The sequence below is a fragment of the Sphingomonas sp. HITSZ_GF genome (assembly GCF_029543155.1).
GTDB lineage: Bacteria > Pseudomonadota > Alphaproteobacteria > Sphingomonadales > Sphingomonadaceae > Sphingomonas.
In genome coordinates this window covers 91134-114630 of sequence record NZ_JARQXA010000001.1, presented here as the reverse complement: position 1 = coordinate 114630, position 23497 = coordinate 91134, and the positions used below count along the sequence as shown (strand labels likewise).

At 68.5% G+C, this 23497-nt stretch carries 17 protein-coding genes; 4 read left to right on the top strand and 13 right to left on the bottom strand.

The window, feature by feature from the left end:
• Positions 1–149: 149 nt before the first annotated feature.
• Genes P6144_RS00580 through P6144_RS00565 form a run of 4 tightly spaced genes read right to left on the bottom strand, consistent with a single transcriptional unit; the run spans position 150 to position 4490 of the window.
• Entirely contained in the window at positions 150–854 is a 705-nt protein-coding gene (locus tag P6144_RS00580; protein ID WP_277765781.1) for a triose-phosphate isomerase family protein, read from the bottom strand.
• Complete coding sequence (rhaT, locus tag P6144_RS00575) at positions 851–1909, bottom strand: L-rhamnose/proton symporter RhaT (protein WP_277765780.1); 1059 nt, start codon at positions 1907–1909, stop codon at positions 851–853. The genes P6144_RS00580 and rhaT overlap by 4 nt, the downstream gene beginning before the upstream one ends.
• Positions 1891–3060, bottom strand: coding sequence for an FMN-dependent L-lactate dehydrogenase LldD (gene lldD / locus P6144_RS00570; RefSeq protein ID WP_277765779.1), 1170 nt, complete (start codon positions 3058–3060; stop codon positions 1891–1893). Before lldD ends, rhaT begins: the two co-directional genes overlap by 19 nt.
• Entirely contained in the window at positions 3057–4490 is a 1434-nt protein-coding gene (locus P6144_RS00565; protein ID WP_277765778.1) for a carbohydrate kinase, read from the bottom strand. The genes lldD and P6144_RS00565 overlap by 4 nt, the downstream gene beginning before the upstream one ends.
• Before the next feature lie 114 nt (positions 4491–4604).
• Between P6144_RS00565 and P6144_RS00560 the strand changes: the two genes are divergently transcribed.
• The 3 genes from P6144_RS00560 to P6144_RS00550 all read left to right on the top strand — a co-directional run bounded on the left by P6144_RS00560 (position 4605) and on the right by P6144_RS00550 (position 8885).
• On the top strand, positions 4605–6719 hold the full coding sequence (locus P6144_RS00560) for a bifunctional rhamnulose-1-phosphate aldolase/short-chain dehydrogenase (RefSeq protein ID WP_277765777.1): 2115 nt from the start codon (positions 4605–4607) through the stop codon (positions 6717–6719).
• Positions 6720–6738: 19 nt separating this feature from the next.
• Positions 6739–8034 carry an L-rhamnose catabolism isomerase gene (gene rhaI / locus P6144_RS00555; RefSeq protein WP_277765776.1) on the top strand — a complete coding sequence of 432 codons (1296 nt, stop codon included), beginning with the start codon at positions 6739–6741 and terminating at the stop codon, positions 8032–8034.
• Between the two features lie 68 nt (positions 8035–8102).
• Positions 8103–8885, top strand: a complete 783-nt coding sequence (locus tag P6144_RS00550) for a DeoR/GlpR family DNA-binding transcription regulator (protein WP_277765775.1) — start codon at positions 8103–8105, stop codon at positions 8883–8885.
• Between the two features lie 13 nt (positions 8886–8898).
• Here P6144_RS00550 and P6144_RS00545 read toward each other — a convergent pair whose 3' ends face one another.
• The 4 genes from P6144_RS00545 to P6144_RS00530 are packed head-to-tail and all read right to left on the bottom strand — an operon-like array spanning position 8899 to position 12031.
• On the bottom strand, positions 8899–9870 hold the full coding sequence (locus P6144_RS00545) for a DUF2891 domain-containing protein (protein ID WP_277766743.1): 972 nt from the start codon (positions 9868–9870) through the stop codon (positions 8899–8901).
• Positions 9871–9890: 20 nt separating this feature from the next.
• A complete protein-coding gene (locus tag P6144_RS00540) occupies positions 9891–10853 on the bottom strand; it encodes a DUF979 domain-containing protein (RefSeq protein WP_277765774.1) in 963 nt (320 codons plus the stop codon).
• A complete protein-coding gene (locus tag P6144_RS00535) occupies positions 10850–11512 on the bottom strand; it encodes a DUF969 domain-containing protein (RefSeq protein WP_277765773.1) in 663 nt (220 codons plus the stop codon). The genes P6144_RS00540 and P6144_RS00535 overlap by 4 nt, the downstream gene beginning before the upstream one ends.
• A gap of 9 nt (positions 11513–11521) precedes the next feature.
• The gene (locus P6144_RS00530; protein ID WP_277765772.1) at positions 11522–12031 is read right to left on the bottom strand and encodes a winged helix DNA-binding protein; all 510 of its coding nucleotides are present in this window, start codon (positions 12029–12031) and stop codon (positions 11522–11524) included.
• A 95-nt stretch (positions 12032–12126) separates the two neighbouring features.
• Between P6144_RS00530 and P6144_RS00525 the strand changes: the two genes are divergently transcribed.
• Positions 12127–15711, top strand: a complete 3585-nt coding sequence (locus tag P6144_RS00525) for a hydantoinase B/oxoprolinase family protein (RefSeq protein ID WP_277765771.1) — start codon at positions 12127–12129, stop codon at positions 15709–15711.
• Here the strand turns inward: P6144_RS00525 and P6144_RS00520 are convergent, their stop codons facing one another.
• From P6144_RS00520 to kdpA, 5 genes are all read right to left on the bottom strand, one after another.
• A complete protein-coding gene (locus tag P6144_RS00520) occupies positions 15712–16395 on the bottom strand; it encodes a response regulator transcription factor (protein WP_277765770.1) in 684 nt (227 codons plus the stop codon).
• The gene (locus tag P6144_RS00515; RefSeq protein WP_277765769.1) at positions 16392–19046 is read right to left on the bottom strand and encodes a sensor histidine kinase KdpD; all 2655 of its coding nucleotides are present in this window, start codon (positions 19044–19046) and stop codon (positions 16392–16394) included. The genes P6144_RS00520 and P6144_RS00515 overlap by 4 nt, the downstream gene beginning before the upstream one ends.
• Positions 19043–19642, bottom strand: a complete 600-nt coding sequence (gene kdpC, locus P6144_RS00510) for a potassium-transporting ATPase subunit KdpC (RefSeq protein ID WP_277765768.1) — start codon at positions 19640–19642, stop codon at positions 19043–19045. Before kdpC ends, P6144_RS00515 begins: the two co-directional genes overlap by 4 nt.
• Before the next feature lie 121 nt (positions 19643–19763).
• Entirely contained in the window at positions 19764–21776 is a 2013-nt protein-coding gene (kdpB, locus tag P6144_RS00505) for a potassium-transporting ATPase subunit KdpB (RefSeq protein ID WP_277765767.1), read from the bottom strand.
• An 11-nt stretch (positions 21777–21787) separates the two neighbouring features.
• Entirely contained in the window at positions 21788–23491 is a 1704-nt protein-coding gene (gene kdpA, locus P6144_RS00500) for a potassium-transporting ATPase subunit KdpA (protein WP_277765766.1), read from the bottom strand.
• Positions 23492–23497 lie beyond the last annotated feature (6 nt).

Genomic DNA, 23497 nt, shown 5'->3' with positions numbered 1-23497 from the left:
AGGAAAGATAGGAACCCCCGCACGCAAGGATGTTGCGAGATCCATCGCATTCCCGGGAAAACAGGGAAAATAGGCCCCCGAAAAACCGGCGCTTGGCGTGTACTTCGTGTCCTTTGCCGAGTCGCCGCAAACCCGCCTGTTGGAACGCCCTAGCCCGCCGCAGCCTCCAGCACCGGCACAAACTCCGCAGCCGAACGGCTCGCCCGCCCGACCAGCAGCCCGTCGACCTCCGGCAGTGCCAGCAGTTCCCCGGCATTGCTGCCATCCACCGCCCCACCATAGAGCAGCGGCGCGTCGCCCGCCTCGGCTCGCAGCATCGCGAAGACCCGGACGAGATGCGCCGCATCCGGAACGGCACTCCCGCCGATGCACCACACCGGCTCATAGGCGATCGCGGCGCGCGACCAGTCGAGCTCGGGCGGCAGCGAGGCGCGAAGCTGCGCCGCCACCAGCGCGCGCGCATCAGCCGATCGCGCGCTCTCGCCGACGCAGATCACCACCGACAGCCCCGCAGCCTGCGCGGCGCAGGCCTTGGCGGCCACGCTCAGCCCATCCTCACGCGTCTCGCTATGCCCGACCAGGGTGATCGTCGCGCCCGCATCGCGCAGCATCGCCGCCGAGGCGGAACCGGTATGCGCGCCCTCCACCGCCGGGTGGCAGTCCTGCCCGCCGATCGCCAGCCCCCGCACCTGTCGCGCCGCCCGCTCGATCAGCGCCGCCGGCAGCATCAGCCCGGCCTCGACGCCCAGCGCTCCCGCTGCCGCGTCGATCCGGGCGATCTCGGCCAGGTCGGCGCCCAGCCCGTGCATCTTCCAATTGCCCAGGACCAGCGGGCGCCGTCTCGCCGGGCTCATGCCGCGAGATAGTTGCCGATGCCGATCACCACGGTCGAGAGCAACAGCGCGCCGATGCCGGCCCAAACCAGCAGCCGGGTGCCGCCGCGCACCCCCGCCCATTCCTTGAGCGCGAAGCCCCACAAAGTCGAGAACAGGATGATGCTGGCCATGTGCAGCGTCCAGGAGGAGAAGCCATATTTCCCCATCTGGCTCTCGCCCATCGTGTAGAAGAAGAACTGGAAGTACCAGAGCGTGCCGCCCAGCGCCGCCAGCGCATAGTTGCGCAGCAGCGGCGGCTTCTCGCCGACCAGGGTGGCGCCGAGAAGCTGCCCCGCCGATCGGTTGCGCAGGATCAGCCAGCCGCACCACAGGAAGTTGGTGGTAAAGCCGCCGAGCAGCACCACGCACAACACCGGCAGCCCCTGCCATAGCGGATCGGTCCCCGCCGCCAGCGTCGCCGCGCGGATCGGCCCGCCGGCGTCGAGCCCCCAGGCGAAGCAGCCCGACATCACGCCGGAGAAGACCGCAATGGCCAGGCCCTTGGGCAAGTTGAACTCGCTTACACTCTGCCGCGCCGCAGCGCCCGCCATCTCGCGCTCCTTGCGCCGTCCCGCGGCGGCGACGACCAGAATGCCGGCGAGCGTGATCAGGATGCCGACAAAGGTCATCTGCCCGCTCGGCGTGCCGGCCAGCGCGCCCAGCGTGCCGCGGAAGATCGGCGGCCCCATCGTGCCGATCACCGTGGTCAGCCCCAGCGCCACCGCCATGCCGAGCGACAGGCCCAGATAGCGCATGGTCAGCCCGAAGGTGAGCCCGCCAAAGCCCCACATTGCGCCCCAGAACCAGCACCAGAGCCAGGTCGATTGCGGCGTACGCGCCAGCACGCCGAGCAGGTCGTGCGTCTGGATCGAGGCGAACAGCCAGGGGGCGATCAGCCAGGAGAAGATGCCGCCGACCAGCCAGAATATCTCCCAGGACCAGGCCCGGATGCGGCGATAGGGAACGTAGAAGCTGGCGGAGGAAAGCCCGCCAAGCCAATGAAACAGCACGCCAATCAGCGGATTTCCGCCCATCCCTCACTCCCCCCTGCCAAATTGCTCTTGTCGATCTGGTCGATCCGCGTGACCCCGGTCAGCCCCATGGCGACGCGCATCTCGGCCTCAAGCAGCGCCAGGACATGCGCCACCCCCGCCTGCCCCGCGCCGCCCAGCGCCCAGGCCCAGGCGCGGCCGAGCAGCACGCCCTTCGCCCCCAGCGCGAGCATCCGCACCACGTCGAGCCCCGACCGGATGCCGCCATCGGCCATCAGCGTCAGCCGGTCTCCCACTGCATCGGCAATCGCCGGCAGCGCCCGCGCCGTCGAGGGCACGCCGTCGAGCTGGCGCCCGCCATGGTTGGAGACGACCACGCCCTCCACGCCGCGCGCCGCCGCCTCGCGGGCGTCCTCGGGATCGAGTATGCCCTTGAGCAGGATTGGCCCCGCCCAGTGCTTGCGGATGAAATCCAGGTCGTCCCAGCGAATCGCCGGGTCAAAATTGCTTCGCATCCAGGCGAAGAAGTCATTGAGCCCGGTCTTGCCCTCGAGCACCGGCGCGACATTGCCGAGATGGTGCGGCCGCCCCCGCAGCCCCACGTCCCAGGCCCAGCGCGGATGCGTCAGCGCCTGGCCCAGCCGGCGCAGCGCGCCGCCCAGTCCCGGTGCGCCGGCGAGGCCGGATCGATAATCGCGGTAGCGCGTGCCCGGCACCGGCATGTCGACGGTGAACATCAGCACGGGGCAGCCCGCCGCGCTCGCCTGCGCCATCAACTCGACCATGAAGCCCCGGTCGCGAATCATGTAGAGCTGGAACCAGGGCGGCGTCGTCACCGCCCCCGCCACTTCTCCCAGCGGGCATGCCGAAACGGTCGACAGCGTGAAGGGCACCCCCGCGGCCTCCGCCACCCGCGCCGCCTGTACTTCGCCGCGCCGCGCGTTGAGCCCCACCAGGCCCACGGGGCCCAGCGCCACCGGCATCGCCAGCGTCTGGCCGAAAAGCGTCGTCGACAGGTCGATGTCGGAAATGTCGCGCAGCACGCGCTGCCGCAGCGCCACCGCGGCGAGATCGTCCACGTTCCGGCCAAGGGTCACCTCGGCATAGGAGCCGCCATCGATATACTCGAACAGGAAGCGTGGCAGCCTCCGCCGCGCCAGTTCGCGATAATCGGAGATCGCCGCCGCCTTCATGCCGCCTCGCTGCTGCCGGCCACCAGGGTGCGCCAGCGCGCGGCATAGGCGGTCAGGTCGCAATCGAGCGGCTCCACCTGGACCAGCTCCGAAGGTGGCGCGAGCATGGGATCGACCAGCCGCAGCGCGCCATAGGATACATCGTTGTGCTGGTTGGAGACGAGCACGCGCAGGTCCGGGCGCAGGGTGGCGAGCGTGCGGACGAATGCCTGTGCTTCGCCGAACCGCCCCTCGACCAATATGCGCTCCCGCGTCCCGATCAGGTCGAGCATCGCATCGGCGACCATGGCCGCATAGAGGCACACTGCGGCGCGCAATTCGATCGATTCCGCCGGCCGGTTGATCCAGCGCGTCGCCCCGCCCGGGAACGGCCCCACCCCCGGGGTAAGCGTCGGCAATACCATCGCCCCGCTCGCCACCACCCCCGGCAGCGCTGCGATGATCGCCGGCTGGTCCGGGTTGATGTCGATGCGGCGCGTGTCGATGCCGGTCAGCAGCTCGATCTCGCGCCCGCCCATGAAGCGAGCCGAGGGGATCGGCATGCCGTGGACATCGACATTGACCAGACAATCGCGCGCTTCGGGCAGGGCCGCCAGATCGACGCGCATGCCCTTGCCCGGCGTCCGCATCGCCACGAACCAAGTGCCGGTGGAAAGCACAGTCGCCTCCTGCTCGGCGATGGCGGCAAAGCCCCGCGCGGCCAGCAGCGCCGCATTGGAATCGTGCAACCCACAATGCACCGCGACATCTTCCGGCAGCCCGGTCCGGCGCACCCATTCCGCGTCAAGCGTGCCGATCGCGTCACCGGCACTGTGCAGCGGCGCCAGCCGATCGGCCCAGCCGCGCCGCACGGCCAGCGCGGAGGGCTCGCCGGTAGCCGGGCACCAGAGATCGCTGTGGCAGCCCAGGCTCGTCACCTCCGAAGCCGCGACGCCGGACAGGCGCCAGGCCCAATATTGCGGCCAGGGCAGGATCAGCGCATCGCCGGCCAGCGCCTCCGGTACGAGCGTCTCGAGGTAATGGAGCTGCGCCCCCAGATTGAGCCCATCGGGCAGCGCCGGCGATCCGGTGCGGGCAAACGGGTCGCGCTGCGCCAGATAGGCGGCGACGCATGCCGCCGGAATCGGCTGCTCGTAATCGAGTGGCGGCGCCGCCAGCGCCCCATCCCGCACCACCGCCGCCGCCGCGCCATGCCCGACCGGGATGATCCGCATGACCCGGCCGAGCCCGGCAAACTCGCGCAGCACTTCCTCGACCCAGGCTTCGATCCCCGCAGTATCGAGTACGCGAATCGCCTCGCCGCCCAGCACCGCCTCGACCTGCCCGTTCGGCCGCGTCCGCCGCGCCAGCATCGCGCCCGATGCGTCCCACAGGCTGAGCTTCGACAAGGTCTTGCCCAGATCGAGCACGACGCTCAGCCCTTCCCCCAAAGCACCCTCCCCTTTTTGTTATGATTGATATTTAGCGAAGTTGATTGTATCTGGCTAGCCACCTTGATAGACATGCTTTGCGCCGAACCGGGCGCTGGGGGAGAGTGATTCCGGATGCTTGAAGACGAGACAAGGGTGCGCGCGGCATCCACCATTCCGTTCGCCGTGCCCCGCAATCGCTGGTCGGATGCCGAAGCGGCAGGCAAGTCGCCGGAAGACCTGCTGCTCTATCGCTCCAATCTGCTCGGCTCGGACCTGACCGTCACCAATTTCGGCGGCGGCAACACCTCGGCTAAGATCGAGATGGCCGATCCGCTTACCGGCACTCCCGCCTCGGTGCTCTGGGTGAAGGGTTCGGGCGGCGACATCGGCTCGATGAAGCTCGACGGGTTCGCCACGCTCTACATGGACAAGCTGCTCGGCCTCGAAGCGCGCTATCGCGGCGTGGCGTTCGAGGACGAGATGGTTGGCTATCTGCCCCATTGCACCTTCAACCTGAACGCGCGCGCCGCTTCGATCGATACGCCGCTGCACGGCTATCTCCCCTATGCGCATGTCGATCACGTCCACCCGGACGCGATCATCGCGCTGGCGGCATCGAGCGCCGGCAAGGCGGCTACCGATGCGATCTGGGGCGGCACGGTCGGCTGGCTGCCCTGGAAGCGGCCCGGCTTCGAGCTCGGCCTCCAGCTCCGTGCGCTCGCCGCCGAGCGGCCGGGGCTGCGCGGCGTCATGCTCGAAGGCCATGGCATCATCTGCTGGGGCGAGACTGCCAGGGCGTGTTACGACAACACGATCGCACTGATCGCCGATGCCGCCGCCTATCTCAACGAGCGCCTGGCCCGCGGCCCGGCCTTTGGCGGCGCGATCGTCGCGCCCCTGCCGGTCGAAGAACGTGCGGCGGCAGCCGCGAAGCTGATGCCGAAGCTGCGCGGGCTGATGCCCGGCGCCCGCGGCAAGATCGGTCATTTCTCCGATGATGCGGAGACGCTCGAATTCATCGGGAGCCGCGATTTCGCCCGGCTCGTGCCGATCGGCACCTCCTGCCCCGATCATTTCCTGCGCACCAAGATCGCTCCCCTTCCGCTCGATCCGGCCCGGATCGAGGACGAAGCCTATCTGACGGACGCGCTGGAAGCCTATCGCCAGGGATATGCCGCCTATTACCAGCGCTGCGCCGTGCCCGGCGACCCGGCGATGCGCGATCCAAATCCGGTGGTGGTGCTCGTCCCCGGCATCGGCCGCATCACCTTCGCTGCCGACAAGACCACCGCCCGCCTCGCCGGCGAATTCTACGGCAATGCGATCAACGTCATGCGCGGTGCCGAGGCGATCGGCGACTATGTCGGGCTGCCCGAGAAGGAAGCGTACGGCATCGAATATTGGGCGCTCGAGGAAGCCAAGCTCCAGCGCATGCCCAAGCCGAAGCCGCTGGTCGGCCGCATCGCGCTGGTGAGCGGCGGCGCGGGCGGGATCGGCGCGGCAACCGTACGCCGCCTGCTCCAGGACGGCGCCTGCGTGATGCTGGTCGATCGCGACGCGGAGGCCGCCGAGCGCGTCCGCGCCGAAATGGCCCAGGCATTCGGCACGGACGTCGTTCGCGCCGAGACCTGCGACGTCACCGACGAAGGCCAGGTCGCCGCCGCGTTCGAGGCATGCACCCGCGAGTTCGGCGGGCTCGATATCCTCGTCGCCAACGCCGGCATCGCCTCTTCCGCTTCGCTCGAAGAGACCAGCGTGGAATTGTGGCGGCGCAACTACGATGTGCTGGCGGAAGGCTATTTCCTCAGCGCCCGCGCTGCTTTCCCCCTTATGCGCGCGGTGGGCGGCGGCTCGATCGTGTTCATCGGCTCGAAGAACGCGCTCGCCGCCGCGGTCAACGCCTCCGCCTATGCCTCGGCAAAGGCCGCCGCGCTGCATCTTGCCCGCTGCCTCGCACTGGAAGGCGCGCCGCACGGCATCCGCGTCAACACGGTCAATCCCGACGCAGTGATCAAGGGATCGCGGATCTGGGACGGCGACTGGCGCAAGGAGCGCGCCGGCGCCTATGGCATCGATCCCGGATCCGAGCTCGAGGCGCATTACCGCAACCGCTCGATGCTCAAGCGCGACGTGCTGCCAGAGGATATCGCCGAGGCAGTGCATTTCTTCGCTTCCGAAGCCTCTTCCAAATCGACGGGCAACATCGTCAATGTGGACGCCGGGAACGCGCAGGCTTTCACGCGATAAAAACAGGAAAGAGGGTGGAATGGCAAAGGAACTGCCGCTTTCGGTCGACCAGATCGAAAGCCACAATGCCGCGCGCGCAGAGGCGCTGCACGACGAATATGACAGCTTGGGCCGTGCGCTCGCCCGCCGTGGGATCGACATCGATGCGGTGAAGGCCCGCGTCGCCGGCTTCTCGGTCGCGGTGCCCAGCTGGGGCGCCGGCCGCGGCGGTACCCGCTTCGCCAAGTTCCCGATCCCCGGCGAGCCTGTGACGATCCATGAGAAGCTCGCCGATTGCGCGGTGATCCAGCAGCTCTCCACCGTCACGCCGCGCGTCAGCCCCCATTTCCCCTGGGACAAGGTCAGCGATTATGCCGCCCTGCGCGAGGAAGCGGCGGCGCTGGGTCTCGGCTTCGATGCGGTCAATTCGAACACCTTCCAGGACCAGCCCGGCCAGAAGCTGAGCTACCGCGACGGCAGCCTCTCGGCGGGCGATGCCGGCGTCCGCGCCCAGGCGGTCGAGCACAATATCGAATGCATCGAGATCGGTCGCCAGCTCGGCTCGACCGCGCTCACCGTCTGGGTCGGCGACGGCACCAACTTCCCCGGCCAGCAGGACCTCACCCGCTCGCTCGACCGCTATCTGGAGGCCGCCGCCCAGGTCTATGCGGCACTGCCCGAAGACTGGCGGATGCTGCTCGAGCACAAGATGTTCGAGCCCGCCTTCTACTCAACCGTGATCTCCGACTGGGGCTCGTCGATTCTTGCCGCGCAGGAACTGGGCCCAAAGGCCCGGTGCCTGATCGATCTTGGCCACCACGCGCCCAATGTGAACATCGAGCAGATCGTCGCCCGTCTCCACCGCTTCGGCAAGCTCGGCGGCTTCCACTTCAACGACAGCAAATATGGCGACGACGATCTCGACAGCGGATCGATCAACCCGCACCAGCTCTTCCTCGTGTTCAACGAGCTGATCGAGGCGGAGTTGAATCCTCGTGAGGGATTCGATCCTGCGTACATGATTGACCAGTCGCACAACGTAACCGACCCTATCGAGAGCATGATCGCGTCGGCCGAGGCGATTGCCGGCGCCTTTGCCAAGGCAAGTCTGGTCGATCGCGCGGCGCTGGGCGCGGCGCAGGCGGCCAACGACACGATGCTGGCCTTCCTCACCCTGCGCAAAGCCTATCGCACCGACGTGTCGCCGATCCTCGCCATGGCGCGGATGGAGGCGGGCGGCGCGATCGATCCGATCCTCGCCTATCGCGACAGCGGCTGGCGCGCGCGCAAGGCGCAGGAGCGCGCGCCCGTCGGCCTTGGCGCTGGCATCGTTTGAGCGGAAAAGATTGATTTCGGCGAGTTTGCCCGGCACAAGGCCTTTAAACCACTGGGGCCTAACCAAAAATGCATGTCGAAGAGCGCGATAGCCTCATCCTCGATCTGATCGGGAAGACGGGCTTCGTGTCGTTCAAGCGGCTGGAAGCGGCGATATCGGCCTCCCCGGCCACGCTGCGCCGCGACCTCGATCGTCTCGAAGGCAAGGGCGTGATCCAGCGCGTGCGCGGCGGCGCGCGGCTGGTGGGCGACGAGGCGGGCGAGCGCACCGACGTCCAGTCGCTCGCCGGGGTGCCCTTCCACGAGAATATCGATCGCAACCGCGCGCAGAAGGAAGCGATCGGCCGCGCCGCCGCCGCGCTGTGCAAGCCCGGCGAGTCGATCATCATCGACGGCGGCTCGACCACGCTGCAGATGTGCCGCCACCTCGCGGGCCTGAACCTTCAGGTGCTCACCAATTCGCTGCACGTGGTGAGCGCGCTGCTGCCCCAGCCGGGCACGCGCATCGCCGTACCGGGCGGATCGGTCTTCCGTGAGCAGAACATCATCCTCGGCATCGGCGGCGAGGAATGCATGCCGCGCGTCCACGCCCCGCGCCTGTTCATGGGCGCAGCGTTCGTCGGCGCGCAGGGCGTGATGCAGGCCGATGTCGTGCTCGCCGCCGCCGAGCGCCAGATGATCGACCGCGCCGAATGGGTGGCGCTGCTCGTCGACAGCTCCAAGTTCGCCGCGCCTTCGGGCTCGGTGGTCTGCGGCCTGGACGAGCTCGACGCGATCGTAACCGATGCGGACATCAGCGACCTCCATGCCCGGATGATCCAGGACGCCGGAGTCGAACTGATCATCGCCTGAGCGCGGCGGCGTATCAGCCTTCCAGCGCGAGCAGCGCGAAGCTCGCCAGCCAATGCTCGCCCATGTAATCGCCCGCGACATGATCGATCGCGGCGGCGAGATGCGCGTCCGCCGCCGCTAGCAGCCGCGTCCGCCCGGCGCCCTCGGGTAGCGCGTCGGCGATCCCCCGCATCGCCCAGGCGCGGCTGAGGTTGAGCCCGTCGAGATGCGCGAACTTGGGATCGCTGCGGTCGCTGACGACGGCAGGCGTGAACAGCGTGACTGGCATCCCCTCGGCAAGTCCCGGCAGGAACCGCGCCAGCCACTCGGCGAAGTCCGCCGGCGCCAGCAGCTGCCGCATCGCCAGTGCCTCGATCAGCGCGGGCGACAGGAAATCCTCCCCGCTCGGCTCCCAGGCCTGGACATCGGCATCGCCGCCGAACCAGTCGCCGGCTCGCCGCGCGAGCAGCGCCAGCAGGTCGCCGTCGCCCCGCCGCTCGGCATAGCGCCCGGCCAGCACCAGCGCGAAGCCGGTATTGGCATGGGTACCCGCGCGCACCGGATAGGTGAGCATCGGCAGATAGTCGTGGAAGCGCCGGACAAAGGCGTCCGCCAGCGGCTGCAGCACCTCGGCATAGGGACTGCCGCCTGCATGCAGCTCGCCCGAGAGCATCAGCAGCCAGGCCCAGCCATAGGGCCGCTCGAAGCTGCGCGTGCCCGGCCGGTCGAGATAGGCGCGCTCGACCGCGACCTTCTCCGCCGTCAGGCTCTCGGCGAACAGCGCATCGATCGCCGCCGCCTCGGCTAGCTCGGGAAACAGGCGCCGGATCCGCGCAAGCGTCCAATAGCCATGCACGCAGCTATGCCAGTCGAAGCTGCCATAGAAGATCGGATGGACGGCGCGCGGGATATAGGCGTCGGCGTCCGATCCCATCACATGATCGGCCTTGTGCGGATATTCGCGGGTGACATGGCCAAGCGCTGTCCGGGCGAAATGCGCCGCCATTTCCGCGGTCAGGAAAAGGGTCAACGAAGGGCTCCCGGAAAGGCGAACAGCGCCATGACGGTGATGGTGAAGAGCAGCAGCGGCACCGCAGTGGGCACCTGCACCCGGATCACCGCGTAGCGATCGCGCAGCTCGAGCAGCGCCGCCGGCACGATGTTGAAATTGGCGGCCATTGGGGTCATCAGCGTGCCGCAGAAGCCCGCCAGCATGCCGAGCGCCGCAACTGCGGCCGGATCGCCCCCGAACCGGTGGATCAGGAACGGGATGCCAATGCCGGCGGTCATGATCGGGAAGGCGGCGAAGGCATTGCCCATCACGATCGTGAACAGCGCCATGCCGATGCAATAGAGCAAGGTAGCGACCAGCGGCGTATCGATCGGCACCAGCCCGGCGACGCCATCGGCAACGATCTTGCCCACGCCTGCTGCGGCGAAGATGCCGCCGAGCGCGGCCAGCATCTGCGGCAGGATCATCGGCCAGCCGATCGCATCGGAAAGCCGGCGCGCCTCGGCCGCGGGCGCCGAACGCGGCGGGCGGGTGATCCAGCAGGCCAGCGCCAGCCCGGCGAAGATCGCCGCAGCGAGCGATACCAAAGTCACCTGCTTGGGATCGATCAGCGCCCAGCCGAAGATCTTGCCGTTCGGGATCAGCAGGGTGCCAGCAAGCGTCACCACCGGCACGCATAGGGCAGGCAGGAACAGGCGCATGCCGTAACGCTGCGAAAGCGTCTGGCGGTCCGCTTCGTCGGTGCTGGCGACCGGCGCGGGGCGCAGCCCGGTGGTCGCGGTGGCGACCATCAGCAGCACGAGGAAGCCGTTGACCAGATTGGGCAGCCATGGCCCTGCCATCAGCGTCACCGCAAAGGCGCCCCAGAACAGGCTGTTGCGCCAGCGCCGGGGTTCGCCGCGCGCCGTGGCGTGGTGGATCGCGACGGTCGCGGGCAGCAGGCCCGCGGCGATGCCGAGTGCGTCGAGACCGATCATGCCGCCCGCCTCCGCAGCCGGCGATCGAGCCGGATCAGCCGGAAGCCATGGATCAGGAATGCCGCGATCGCGGTGGGGATCGCCCACAGCGCGACATGCAGCGGCGCAACGATAATGCCGTTCTGCTCCATCACCGCGCGGATCAGCAGGATCGATCCGATCGCGATGAACACATCTTCGCCGAAGAACAGCCCGATATTGTCGGTGGCGGCGCTATAGGCGCGTACCGTGTCGCGCGTCTCGGCGTCGATGGGCGCCTCCGCCTCCGCGGCTCCCTCCACCATCGGCGCCAGGATCGGGCGCACCATCTGGACATGCCCGCCCAGCGCATTCAGCCCCATCGCCGCGGTCACCTGGCGCAGCGCCAGATAGCCGAGCAGCACCCGCCCCGCCGTCGCGCCGCGCAGCCGTTGGACGAGCCCCTTGGCTCGCTCGCGAAGCCCGGCACGTTCGAGCAGCCCGATCATCGGCAGCGCCAGCCAGGCCACCGCCATGAAGCGTGCGTCGACAAACGCCTTGCCCAGCATCGCCACCACTTCCAGCGGCCCAAACCCTGCCGCGAGTGCGCTGGCAAAGGCCGCAAGCGTCACGACGAGCAGCGGCGGGAAGCGCAGCGCGAACCCGATGACGATGATGGCGATGCCCGAAAGGACCAGCATCGCGCGCTCCTAAAGCGTCGCGGCGGCGCGTGCCGCCTGGTTATACTGGCCCGAAAGCCGGCGCAGCAGGTCCGCTGCCTCGGAAAGCGCCGCCTCTCCCGGCCCGTCGGCGGCCACCGGCTCGGCCAGCACGCGTTCGCGCACCTCGCGATAGGCGTCGCAGAAACTACGCCCCGCCTCGGTCGCCTCGACCAGCTTCTCCTTGCCGTCGCGGCGCGTGCCAACCAGCCCGGCCTTTTCGAGCTTGCGGATCGCATAGGTGGCCAGATGCGTGTCCTCGATATCGAGCACCAGCGTGATGTCGCCCAGCCGCTTGGCGCGATCGCGGTGGCGCACCGTGTGGAGGATCAGCACTTCGAGCGGGGAAAGCTGCGCGCCCGCCGCCATCGCGCAGCGGCCGATCCAGCGCTGATAGGCGGTGGCCGCCAATGTCAGGCTAAATTCCAGCTCGGAAAGCCCGGGCAGCGCCCCATCCGCCAGATGTGCCGAGGAAACGATCGCCCGCTTGGTACCCGCCATACCCTGCCTCCCTTGCCGGCAGAATTGCGCTGGCGCCAAACGAAGTCAACCTATACATATCTTATCGTCGATTTATCGATAATTCGGAGGAATGGGTGAGCGGCTGGCAGTTCTGGATCGACCGTGGCGGCACCTTCACCGATATCGTCGCACGCGCGCCGGACGGCAGCCTGTCCACTGCCAAGCTGCTCAGCGAAAATCCCGAGCGCTATGCCGATGCCGCGATCGCCGGCATTCGCACGATCCTCGAACTTCCCGCCGATGCGCCGCTGCCCCAGAGGCGGATCACCGCGGTCAAGATGGGCACCACCGTCGCCACCAACGCGCTGCTCGAGCGCAAGGGCGCGCGCACCCTGCTCCTCGTCGATCGCGGCTTTGCCGATCTGCTCGCCATCGGCAACCAGACGCGCCCGCGCCTGTTCGACCTCGATATCCGCCTTCCCCCGCCCCTCTATGACGGCGTCGAGGAAGTCGGCGGGCGGATCGACGCGGACGGCGGCACGCTCGATCCACTCGATGTCGAAGCCACCCGCGCAATGCTTCTGGCCCGACGCGCCGAAGGCTATGAGGCGGTCGCGATCGCCCTCGTCCACGCCTGGGCCCATCCCGAGACCGAGCGGCGCGTCGCCGCGCTCGCCCGCGAGGCCGGCTTCGCCCAGGTTTCGGCCAGCCATGACGTGAGCCCGCTCACCGGCCTGGTCGCGCGCGGGCGCACGACAGTCGTCGATGCCTATCTATCGCCTGTGCTGCGCCGCTATGTCGACCAGGTCGCCGGCGCCCTGGGCACCACGCCGCTGCAGTTCATGCAGTCCAATGGCGGCCTGGCCGAGGCGGGCAGGTTCCAGGGCAAGGACGCCATCCTCTCCGGCCCCGCCGGCGGCGTGGTGGCGGCGGTACGCACCGCGCAGGCGGCCGGGTTCGACCGGGTGATCGGCTTCGACATGGGCGGCACCTCCACCGATGTCGCACTCTATGCCGGCAGCTTCGAGCGCGTGTTCGATGCCGAAGTCGCCGGTGTCGAGATGCGTGTGCCGATGATGGCGATCGAGACGGTTGCCGCCGGCGGCGGATCGATCCTGCAGTTCGACGGCAGCCGCTACCGGGTCGGGCCGGAAAGCGCCGGCGCCAATCCCGGCCCCGCCTGTTATCGCCGCGGCGGCCCGCTCACCGTCACCGACGCGAACCTGCTCGTCGGCAAGATCCAGCCCGGGCATTTCCCGAGCATCTTCGGCGCCGGCGGCGACCAGCCGCTCGACCTGGCCGTAGTCGAGCAGCGCTTCGCCGAACTGGCGGCGGAGATCGCTGCGGCCACCGGCAAGCCCCAGGACCCGCGCGCCGTTGCGGAAGGCTTCCTCACCATCGCCGTCGCCAACATGGCCGCGGCGATCAAGCGCGTCGCGCTCGAAAAGGGCGAGGATGTCACCGGCTTCGCGCTGCAATGTTTCGGCGGTGCCGGCGGCCAGCATGCCTGCCGCGTCGCCGAGACGCTGGGGATGCGCACCGTGCTGATCCACCCGCTGGCCGGGGTGCTTTCCGCCTATGGCATGGGCCTCGCCGACAGCGGCGCGATCCGCCATCAGTCGGTCGAGCGCGACCTGACGGGCACGCTGGTCGCGCAGCTCCAGGCACTGGCCGAAACGCTGGGTGCCGATGCAGCCGCAGAGCTGGGCGCCGCCGATGTCCGCCACGTCGCCCAGGTCCATCTGCGCTACGCCGGAACCGACACGGCGCTGCCCGTCGCGCTGGACACGCTGGCGGCGATGCACGCGGCGTTCGAAGCCGCGCACAAGGCGCGCTACGGCTTCGTCACGCCCGATCGCGGTATCGTCGTCGAAAGCGTCGTGGTCGAGGCGATCCTCGAAGGCCCGGCCGCCCAGCTCCCCACGCTGCCGCCGCGCCAGGGGGGCCTGCTCGCCCCGATCGAGACGATCGACCTGTGGACCGGCGGCGCCGCGCACCGCGCGCCGGTGCACGACCGCGCGGCCCTGCGCCCCGGCGACCGGATCGCCGGACCGGCGCTGATCCGCGAGGCGATCGCCACCACCGTGGTCGAGCCCGGCTGGGCGCTGGAGATCGGCGCGCAGGGCGAGCTGCTGCTCCGCCATGTCGCGGCGCCCGCCCGTGCCGCCGAAGACCCCGTAGTCGCCGATCCGATCCAGCTCGAGCTGTTCAACACCCAGTTCATGGGCGTCGCCGAGCGGATGGGCGTGGTGCTGCGCAACACCTCGACCAGCGTGAACATGAAGGAGCGGCTCGATTTCTCCTGCGCGCTGTTCGATGCCGAGGGCCGGCTGATCGCCAACGCCCCGCACGTGCCGGTGCATCTCGGCGCGATGGGCGAGAGCGTCCGCGCGGTGCTCGCCAGCCGCGGCGCCACGCTCGGCCCGGGCGATGCAGTGGCGCTCAACAACCCGTTCAACGGCGGCACCCATCTGCCCGACGTCACCGTGATCTCGCCGGTGTTCGACGCCGCGGGCGAGGCACTGCTCTTCTTCGTCGCCAATCGCGCCCACCATGCCGATATCGGCGGCCTGACGCCGGGCTCGACTCCGCCTGCTTCGCGCACGCTCGAGGAGGAAGGCATCGTCATCGACGATTTCCTGCTGGTGCAGCGCGGCAGCTTCCGCGAGGCGGCCTTCCGCGACCTGCTCGCCGGCACCCGCTATCCGGCGCGCGATCCCGACACCAATGTCGCCGACATCAAGGCCCAGCTCGCCGCCAACGAGACCGGGATCGCCGAGCTCCGGGCGCTGATCGCCGCGCGCGGCTGGCCGATGGTCTCGGCCTATATGGGCCATGTCCGCGCCCATGCCGAAGAGAGCATCCGCCGCGTGATCACCCGCCTGTCCGACGGCAGCTTCGACTATCCGATGGACGATGGCGCGCTGCTTCGCGTCGCGGTGACGATCGACGCCGAAGCACGCGCCGCGACGATCGATTTCGCCGGCACCGGCCCGGCCAGCCCCGGCAATTTCAACGCGCCGCCGGCAGTGACGCGCGCCGCGGTGCTCTACACCTTCCGCTGCCTGGTCGGCGAGGAGCTGCCGCTCAACGAGGGCTGCCTGGTGCCGCTTACCATCCGCGTGCCCGACGGGAGCTTCCTCGCCCCGCCGCCCGGCAGCGCGGTGGTCGCGGGCAATACCGAGGTGAGCCAGGCGATCTGCAATGCGCTGCTCGGCGCGCTCGGAGCCGCCGCCGCCGCGCAGGGCACGATGAACAACTTCCTGTTCGGCAATGATCGCCATCAATATTACGAGACGATCTGCGGCGGCGCCGGCGCCGGCCCCGGCTTCCGCGGCGCCTCGGCGGTGCACACGCACATGACCAACACCCGGATCACCGATCCCGAGATTCTCGAGATGCGCTATCCGGTCCGCCTCGATCGCTTCGCCATCCGCAGGGGCTCGGGCGGCACCGGCGCCTGCCCGGGCGGCGATGGTGCCGAGCGCGCGATCACCGCGCTCGAGCCGCTCACCGCGACGATCGTGGCGTCGCGCCGCACCGTCCCGCCCTTCGGGCTGGCAGGCGGCGGCCCCGGCGCGCTCGGCGCCCAATATGTCGAGCGCAGCGACGGTACCCGGGTCATGCTGGAAGGCCGCGATCAGGCCGAGCTGGCGCCCGGCGACCGCTTCGTGATCCTCACGCCCGGCGGGGGTGGTTATGGTGCACCGCCCGGCTGATCACGCCATCAGCCGATAACCCACACCGGGCTCGTTGCGGATCGCCGAGGGAAGCGCCGGATCCTCTTCCAGCTTGCGGCGCACGCCGCGCGCGGCGACCCGGAGATACTCCACATCGTGCTCATGCCCCGGACCCCAGACGGTGCGCAGCAACTGGCTGTGCGTCACCACCCGGCCCGGATGCTTGGCCAGTTCCGCCAGAAAGCCGAACTCCTTCGGCGTCAGATGCACCTCTTCCCCACCCTTGCGGACCAGCCGCGCGCCGAGATCGATCTCGACCGTGCCGAAGCGGACCACGGGCATCTCCGCTTCGGCGGACAGGCGGTGGCGCAGCGCGGTGCGGATGCGGGCGAGCACCTCCTCGGTATCGAAGGGCTTGGTGACATAATCGTCCGCCCCAAGATCGAGCGCGGCCACCTTCTGATCGGTGGCATCGCGCGCCGAGACGACCAGCACCGAAGCGCCCGCCGCCTTGATGAGCGGCACCAGCTCGAGCCCGTCGCGATCCGGCAAGCCGAGGTCGAGCAGCACCGCATCGGGCTTGTCGATCTGCATCGCGCTCAGCGCATCGCGTCCGGTGCTCGCTTCGACCACCCGGTAGCCGACACGCGTCAACCCCGCGCTCAGCAAGCGGCGGATGGCGGGCTCGTCGTCGACGACGAGGATCTTGGGCTGCTGGCTCATTCGCCGGCGCTCCCCTTGCGCAACAGGGTTTCGGGAAAGCGGATCGTGAAAACCGCGCCGTCGCCATCGGGACGATTGGCGGCGAAGACGGACAGGCCCATCGCCTCGGCAAAGCCCTTGACGATGGCGAGCCCCAGGCCGGTGCCGCCCTTACGGTCCGACCCCTCGATCCGGGTGAAGGTCTCGAAGATCCGCGCCTCGTCGCCGGGCGGCAGGCCGGGGCCTTCATCGGTGACGCTCAAGGTCATGCTGCCCGGCTGGCGGCGCGCGGCGATCAGGATCGGCGAGCCGGGATCGCCATATTTGCCGGCATTCTCGATCAGGTTGATCAGGCAATGGTGAAAGAGCTGCGGATCGACCGAGACGAAGGGCAATTCGGGCGACACATCGAGCCGGATCGGATGATCCTCCAGCACGCGGCGCAGGTCATGCACCGCCGCCGCCGCCGCCTCGGCCAGATCGACCGGCTCGATCGACTGGTGGAGCGCCCCCGCCTCGATCCGGACCATGTCGAGCAGATTGGCGACGAAGCGGTTGAGCCGCTCGGCCTCGGCACGGGCGGCGGAAAGCTGCTCGCCCTGCACCTCGCTCGCCGGCTGCATCTCGCCGAGCATGCCGAGGATCGTGGTGAGCGGGGTGCGCAGATCGTGGCTGACCGAGGAGAGCAAGGCGGCGCGCAACCGATCGCGCTCCTTGAGCTGGGTGATCGTCGCCATCTCGGTTTCGAGCGAGACGCGCTCAAGCGCCAGCGCCGCCTGATCGATCAGGCTGAGCAGCAGCGGCAGCTGGTCCGATCGCAGCGGCGCGGCGGCATCGGGATTGGCAAGGCCGAACACGCCAAGAACGCGGTCGCCGGTGGCCAGCGGGTTGAACAGCCATTCGGACGCAGTGAGCGTGTCCGATCCGCGCCCGGCGGGCTGGTTCTGGTCATAGGCCCACTGCGCGGCCGCCAGTTCCAGCGTCTCCAGCCCGGGATCCTCGGGATGCGCGGCGGCAAGGTTTAGCCGGCCGCCCTCCGGCAACAGCAGCACGGTATGCGCGCCGAACAGGCGGGAGACTTCGGAGCAGAGCACCGCGCCCAGCTCCTCGCGGGTGGAGAGGCCGGTGAGCAGCCGGGCGAAGCCGGCGAGCGAGCTGTTCTGCGTGGCGCTCCGCCGGGCGAGATCGGCCTGGACGCGCACCCGCGCGGCAAGCTGGCTGGAAACCACCGCGACGCCAAGCAGCACCATCACGGTCAGGATGTTGCGGGGATCCTGGATGGTGAAGGTGTGGGTCGGCGGGATGAAGAAGAAATTATAGGCGAGCGACGAGACCAGCCCGGTGATCACGCCCGGCCAAACGCCGTAGCGCGTGGCCGCTACCATCACGGGCAGCAGATACAGCAAGCCGATATTGGTGATCGCGCCTTCGGGGAAAAGCGCGCCGACCAGCGTGACGAGCGCGGTCAGACCCAGCGACACGATATAGGCTTCACGCGAACCGATATCGATCGCTGGCCGGGCGCCATTGTGCCGCGTCTCGGTCGCCATCGGCAGCACATGCACCGCCACGCCTGGCGTCTCGCGCACCAGCCGATCGACCACCGATCCGTGGCGCAGCTCGAACCAGCGCGAGCGCAGAGACTTGCCGACGATCAGCTGGGTGGCGCGTGCCTCGGTGGTGAACTGCTTGAGCCCTTCGATCACCGATTCCGCCGGCACCGTTGCCACTTGCCCGCCCAACTGGCTGGCGAGGTGGAGCGAGGCAGCGACCTGGGCATTTTCGGCGTCGCTCAGCCGGGCGGTGCGCGGCGTCTCGATATGCACCGCGGTCCAGGGCGCGCGCAGGCCATCGGCGATGCGCTTGGCGGCGCGAACGAGCTCGCCGGAACCCGGTAGCTCACTCACCGCAACCACCAGCCGCTCGCTCGCCGCCCAGGTCCCGGCAAGGGCATGGGTGCGCAGATAGTCGAGCATCTGCGCATCGACGGCCTGTGCCGCGCGGCGCAGCGCCAACTCGCGCAGCGCAGTCAGGTTCGACTTGGAGAAGAAATGGCCGAGCGCGCGGGTCGCTTCCTCGGGCACATAGACCTTGCCCTCGCGCAGGCGCTCGATCAGCTCGTCGGGCGGCAGATCGACGATCTCGATATCCGCCGCCTCCAGCACGCGATCTGGAACGGTTTCGCGCACCCGCACCTTCGTGAAGCTGGCGACGACGTCGTTCAGGCTCTCGATGTGCTGGATGTTGACGGTGGAATAGACGTCGATCCCCGCCGCCAGCAGTTCCTTGACGTCCTGGTAGCGCTTGTCATGCCGGCTGCCCGGCGCGTTGGTGTGGGCGAGCTCGTCGACCAGCACGAGATCCGGCGCCCGCGCCAGGATCGCGTCGATATCCATCTCGGCGATGCTGCGGCCATGATACTCCACCGGCCGGCGCGGCACGATCTCGAGCCCGTGGACCAGCGCCTCGGTCTCGGCGCGGCCATGCGTCTCGACCACACCGATGACCACATCCACGCCCGCCTTGCGCCGCGCCGCGGCCTCGGTGAGCATCTCATAGGTCTTGCCGACCCCCGGCGCCGCGCCGAGGAACACTTTCAGACGGCCAACGCCCTCCTGCGCGGCGGCGCGCAGAAGGGCGTCAGGATCGGGTCGTTTGTCTTCGGCGCTCACTCAGCAGCTTTTGCGCCGAGGGCCATCTGCTTGTCGAGATCGCGATTGAGCGCCAGCACGTTGACATGCGGTTCACCCAGGAAGCCGAGGATCGGCTGTTCCAGATGGGCATTCACGATCGCACGCACCTTTTCCGCGCTCACGCCGCGCGTCTTGGCAACGCGATCGACCTGGTAAAAGGCCGCCTCGGGGCTGATGTCAGGGTCCAGCCCCGAGGCGGAGGTGGTCACCAGATCGGCGGGAACCGAATTGCCTGGTGTAGTGCGGGTCGCAGCGATGTCCTTCGCCACGCGATCATGGAGTGCCTGCGACGCCGGGCCGAGATTCGAGCCGGACGAGGCGGTGGCGTCGTTGCCGTCGGCACCCGCGGCCGAGGGACGGCCGTGGAAATAGCCGGCGCCGGCGAAGTTCTGGCCGAGCAGCTCGGAGCCGCGGACCTGGCCATTCTCTTCGATCAGGCTGCCATTGGCCTGGTGCGGAAAGGCGACCTGGCCAATGCCGGTAAGTGCCGCCGGATAGGCAATGCCGAGCAGGGCGGCGAAGAGCAACGTCAGGACAAGTGCCGGACGGAATGCTGTGGTGAAGTCTTTGAGCATATCGAATTCCTTTCCTCCGTTCGCCCTGAGCCTGTCGAAGGGCGCCTCACCGCGAGCGGATCGCGGGTGGAGAGCCGTGCTTCGACAAGCTCAGCACGAACGGTTTTCTTTCAACCTGCCTTCACGCCAGCCCCAGTCCGGCGACGACCAGATCGATCAGCTTGATCCCCACGAACGGCGCCAGCACGCCGCCCAGACCATAGATCGCCAGGTTGCGGGCGAGCAGCGGACCTGCACCGATCGGGCGATACGTCACGCCCTTCAGCGCCAGCGGGACGAGGCACGGGATGATCAGCGCATTGAAGATGATCGCCGAGAGGATCGCACTTTGCGGGCTGGCGAGCTGCATCACGTTGAGCACGCCGAGCGACGGGTAAAGCACGATGAACATCGCCGGGATGATCGCGAAATACTTGGCGATATCATTGGCCACCGAGAAGGTGGTCAGCGCGCCGCGCGTCATCAGCAGCTGCTTGCCGAGGCCGACGATCTCGATGAGCTTGGTCGGATCGCTGTCGAGGTCGACCATGTTGCCCGCCTCGCGCGCCGCCTGGGTGCCGGTGTTCATCGCCACGCCGACGTCCGATTGCGCCAGCGCCGGGGCGTCGTTGGTGCCGTCGCCGCACATCGCGACCAGGCGACCGCCCTGCTGTTCCTTGCGGATCAGCGCGAGCTTGTCCTCGGGCGTGGCTTCCGCGAGGAAGTCGTCCACCCCGGCCTCGGCAGCGATTGCCGCGGCAGTGAGGGGATTGTCACCGGTGATCATCACGGTGCGGATGCCCATCCGGCGCAGCTCGCCGAACCGCTCGCGCACGCCCGCCTTCACCACGTCCTTGAGCGCGATCACGCCGAGCAGACGGCCATCCTCGGCCACTGCAAGCGGAGTCTGGCCCTGGCGCGCGATCTCCTCGGAGACGCGACGCAGATCGCCGGCCACCGCGGTATCGCCCAGCCCCGGATGGGCGCGCAGGATCGCATCGACGGCGCCCTTCTGGATCAGGTTCTCGCCCATGCGGACACCCGAGATGCGGGTCTGCGCAGTGAACGGGATGATCTCAGCACCGGCCGGCAGCGCCTTGGTCGCCACCGCGTACTTGCCCTGGGCAAGCGTGACGACCGAGCGACCCTCGGGCGTTTCGTCGGCAAGGCTGGCGAGCAGCGCAGCACGGGCCAGCTCCTCGGTCGAGACACCGCCCAGCGGGCGGAAGTCGCTCGCCGCGCGGTCGCCAATGGTGATCGTGCCGGTCTTGTCGAGCAGCAGCACGTCGATGTCGCCGGCTGCTTCCACCGCACGGCCCGACTTGGCGAGCACGTTGAAGCGGACGAGACGGTCCATGCCGGCGATGCCGATCGCCGATAGCAGGGCTGCGATCGTGGTCGGGATCAGGGTGATCAGCAGCGCGGCCAGGATCGCCACCGGCACTTCGCCGCCCGCATAGGAAGCAAAGCCCGGAATGGTCGAGACGGCGATCAGGAAGATGATCGTCAGGCCGACGAGCAGGATCGTCAGCGCGATCTCGTTCGGGGTCTTCTGGCGCTCGGCGCCTTCGACCAGCGCGATCATCCGGTCGAGAAAGCCCTGGCCCGGCTCCTGGGTGACGCGAACCTTGATCTGGTCCGAGATCACCCGGGTGCCGGCAGTGACGGCCGAGCGATCGCCGCCCGCCTCACGGATCACCGGCGCGCTTTCGCCGGTGATCGCACTTTCATTGACCGAGGCGACGCCTTCGATCACCTCGCCGTCCGCCGGGATCAGATCGCCGGTATGGACGAGGACGGTATCGCCCTTCTTGAGCTGCGAGGCCGGAACGGTCTTGCCGTTCGGGAGCTTCGCAGTCAGCTCGGACTTGGTGGCGCGCAGCGAAGCGGCCTGGGCACGGCCCCTGCCCTCTGCCAGCGCCTCGGCAAAGGTGCCGAACAGGACGGTGAGCCAGAGCCACACGATCAGCTGGATCTGGAAGCCCAGCGACAGGTTGGTGCCGCCGATGAAGAGCAGCATTGTGAGCAGCATCGCCACCACGGCGGTGGTGAAGAGCACAGGGTTCTTCACCAGCGCGCGGGGGTTCAGCTTCTTGAACGCGTCGCCGATGGCAGGGCCGATCAGCGACGGCGTGAACAGGGTTGCGGTCGTCATGGAAATGGACCTCAGAAGAGCTGGCCGTGGATCATCGCGAGATGATCGGCGATGGGACCGAGCGCGAGGCTGGGCAGGAAGGTAAGGCCGCCCAGGATCAGGATGATGCCGACGAGCAGGCCGATCCACAGCAGTCCGGTGGTCGGGAACGAACCCGCGCTTTCCGGATGCACCTTCTTCGCGGCCAGGCTGCCGGCGATGGCGAGCACGGGCACGATGATGAAGAAGCGGCCCACCCACATCGCGACCCCAAGCAGGCCGTTGTAGAACGGCGTGCCCGAAGTGATGCCGGCAAAGGCCGAGCCGTTATTGGCGGCAGCGGAGGTGAAGGCGTAGAGGATCTCGCTGAAGCCGTGCGGCCCCTTGTTGAGCGGACCCGCAAGGCCGGCCGGCAATACTGAGGCGAGCGCAGTGCCGCCCAGGATCATCAGCGGCAGCACCGCGATGGCCAGCACCGCGAGCTTCACTTCGCGGCCCTCGATCTTCTTGCCGACATATTCGGGTGTGCGGCCGACCATCAGGCCCGCGACGAACACCGCGAGGATGGCGAAGAGCAGGAAGCCATAGATGCCTGCGCCGACGCCGCCGACCACGACTTCGCCGAGCTGCATGTTGAACAGCGGCACAAGGCCGCCGATCGCAGTGAAGCTGTCGTGCATCGCATTGACCGCGCCGCACGAGGCCGCGGTGGTGACGGTGGCGAAGAGCGCGCTGGCGGCAATGCCGAAGCGGACTTCCTTGCCCTCCATGTTGCCGCCGGCGAGGCCCAGGTGATGCAGCACGGGGTTGCCGGCGGCTTCCTGCCAATAGGTCACGCCCGCGCCGATCAGGAACAGCGTCAGCATCGCGGCGAGGATCGCCCAGCCCTGGCGGGTGTTACCCACGGCTTTGCCAAAGGTGTAGGTCAGGCCGACGCCGAGCACGAAGATCGACAGCATCTGGATGAAGTTGGTCAGCGCGCTCGGGTTCTCGAACGGATGCGCCGAATTGGCGTTGAAGAAGCCGCCACCGTTGGTGCCGAGCATCTTGATCGCTTCCTGCGACGCGACCGGACCCAATGCGATCGACTGTTTCGCGCCCTCAAGCGTGGTCGCATCGACCAGCGACGTGAAGGTCTGCGGCACGCCGCTGGCGATCAGGTACAGCGCATAGACGATGCAGAGCGGCAGCAGAACGTAGAGCGTCACCCGGGTGAGGTCGGCCCAGAAATTGCCGATCCCCGCCGCCTGCTTGCGGGCAAAGCCGCGGAACAGCGCGAAGGCGATGGCGATGCCGGTGGCTGCCGAGGCGAAGTTATGGATGGTCAGCCCCAGCATTTGGCTGAGGTTCGAGAGAGCAACCTCGCCCGAATACCACTGCCAGTTGGTGTTGGTGGTGAAGCTGATCGCCGTGTTCATCGCGCCGTCCGGCGTGAGGCCGGCGAGCCCGCGCGGGTTCATCGGCAGCACGTCCTGGAAGCGCAGCACGAGGTAGGTGAAGATCAGCGTCGCGAGCTGGAAGGCCAGCATGTGCAGCGCATAGCGGCGCCAGCCCTGCTCGGCGTTCGGATCAACGCCGGCAAGCTTGTAGAAGCCGCGCTCGACGGGGCCGAGCACGGTGTGGAACGGCGTGCGCCGCCCTTCATAGATGGCGAACAGCCACAGCCCCACCGGCTTTGCGAGCGCGACGAGGATGAGGACAAAGACAAGGATCAGCATCCAGCCTTGTACGGTCATGGTGAA

Excerpts from the sequence above, each read along its gene's own strand:
- rhaT (WP_277765780.1), bottom strand. The coding sequence starts at position 1,909 with ATGGGCGGAAATCCGCTGATTGGCGTGCTGTTTCATTGGCTTGGCGGG.
- kdpA (WP_277765766.1), bottom strand. The coding sequence starts at position 23,491 with ATGACCGTACAAGGCTGGATGCTGATCCTTGTCTTTGTCCTCATCCTC.
- P6144_RS00535 (WP_277765773.1), bottom strand. The coding sequence starts at position 11,512 with ATGCTGGTCCTTTCGGGCATCGCCATCATCGTCATCGGGTTCGCGCTG.
- P6144_RS00580 (WP_277765781.1), bottom strand. The coding sequence starts at position 854 with ATGAGCCCGGCGAGACGGCGCCCGCTGGTCCTGGGCAATTGGAAGATG.
- kdpB (WP_277765767.1), bottom strand. The coding sequence starts at position 21,776 with ATGACGACCGCAACCCTGTTCACGCCGTCGCTGATCGGCCCTGCCATC.
- rhaI (WP_277765776.1), top strand. The coding sequence starts at position 6,739 with ATGGCAAAGGAACTGCCGCTTTCGGTCGACCAGATCGAAAGCCACAAT.
- P6144_RS00545 (WP_277766743.1), bottom strand. The coding sequence starts at position 9,870 with ATGGCGGCGCATTTCGCCCGGACAGCGCTTGGCCATGTCACCCGCGAA.
- P6144_RS00540 (WP_277765774.1), bottom strand. The coding sequence starts at position 10,853 with ATGATCGGTCTCGACGCACTCGGCATCGCCGCGGGCCTGCTGCCCGCG.
- P6144_RS00550 (WP_277765775.1), top strand. The coding sequence starts at position 8,103 with ATGCATGTCGAAGAGCGCGATAGCCTCATCCTCGATCTGATCGGGAAG.
- kdpC (WP_277765768.1), bottom strand. The coding sequence starts at position 19,642 with ATGCTCAAAGACTTCACCACAGCATTCCGTCCGGCACTTGTCCTGACG.
- P6144_RS00530 (WP_277765772.1), bottom strand. The coding sequence starts at position 12,031 with ATGGCGGGTACCAAGCGGGCGATCGTTTCCTCGGCACATCTGGCGGAT.
- P6144_RS00560 (WP_277765777.1), top strand. The coding sequence starts at position 4,605 with ATGCTTGAAGACGAGACAAGGGTGCGCGCGGCATCCACCATTCCGTTC.
- P6144_RS00520 (WP_277765770.1), bottom strand. The coding sequence starts at position 16,395 with ATGAGCCAGCAGCCCAAGATCCTCGTCGTCGACGACGAGCCCGCCATC.
- lldD (WP_277765779.1), bottom strand. The coding sequence starts at position 3,060 with ATGAAGGCGGCGGCGATCTCCGATTATCGCGAACTGGCGCGGCGGAGG.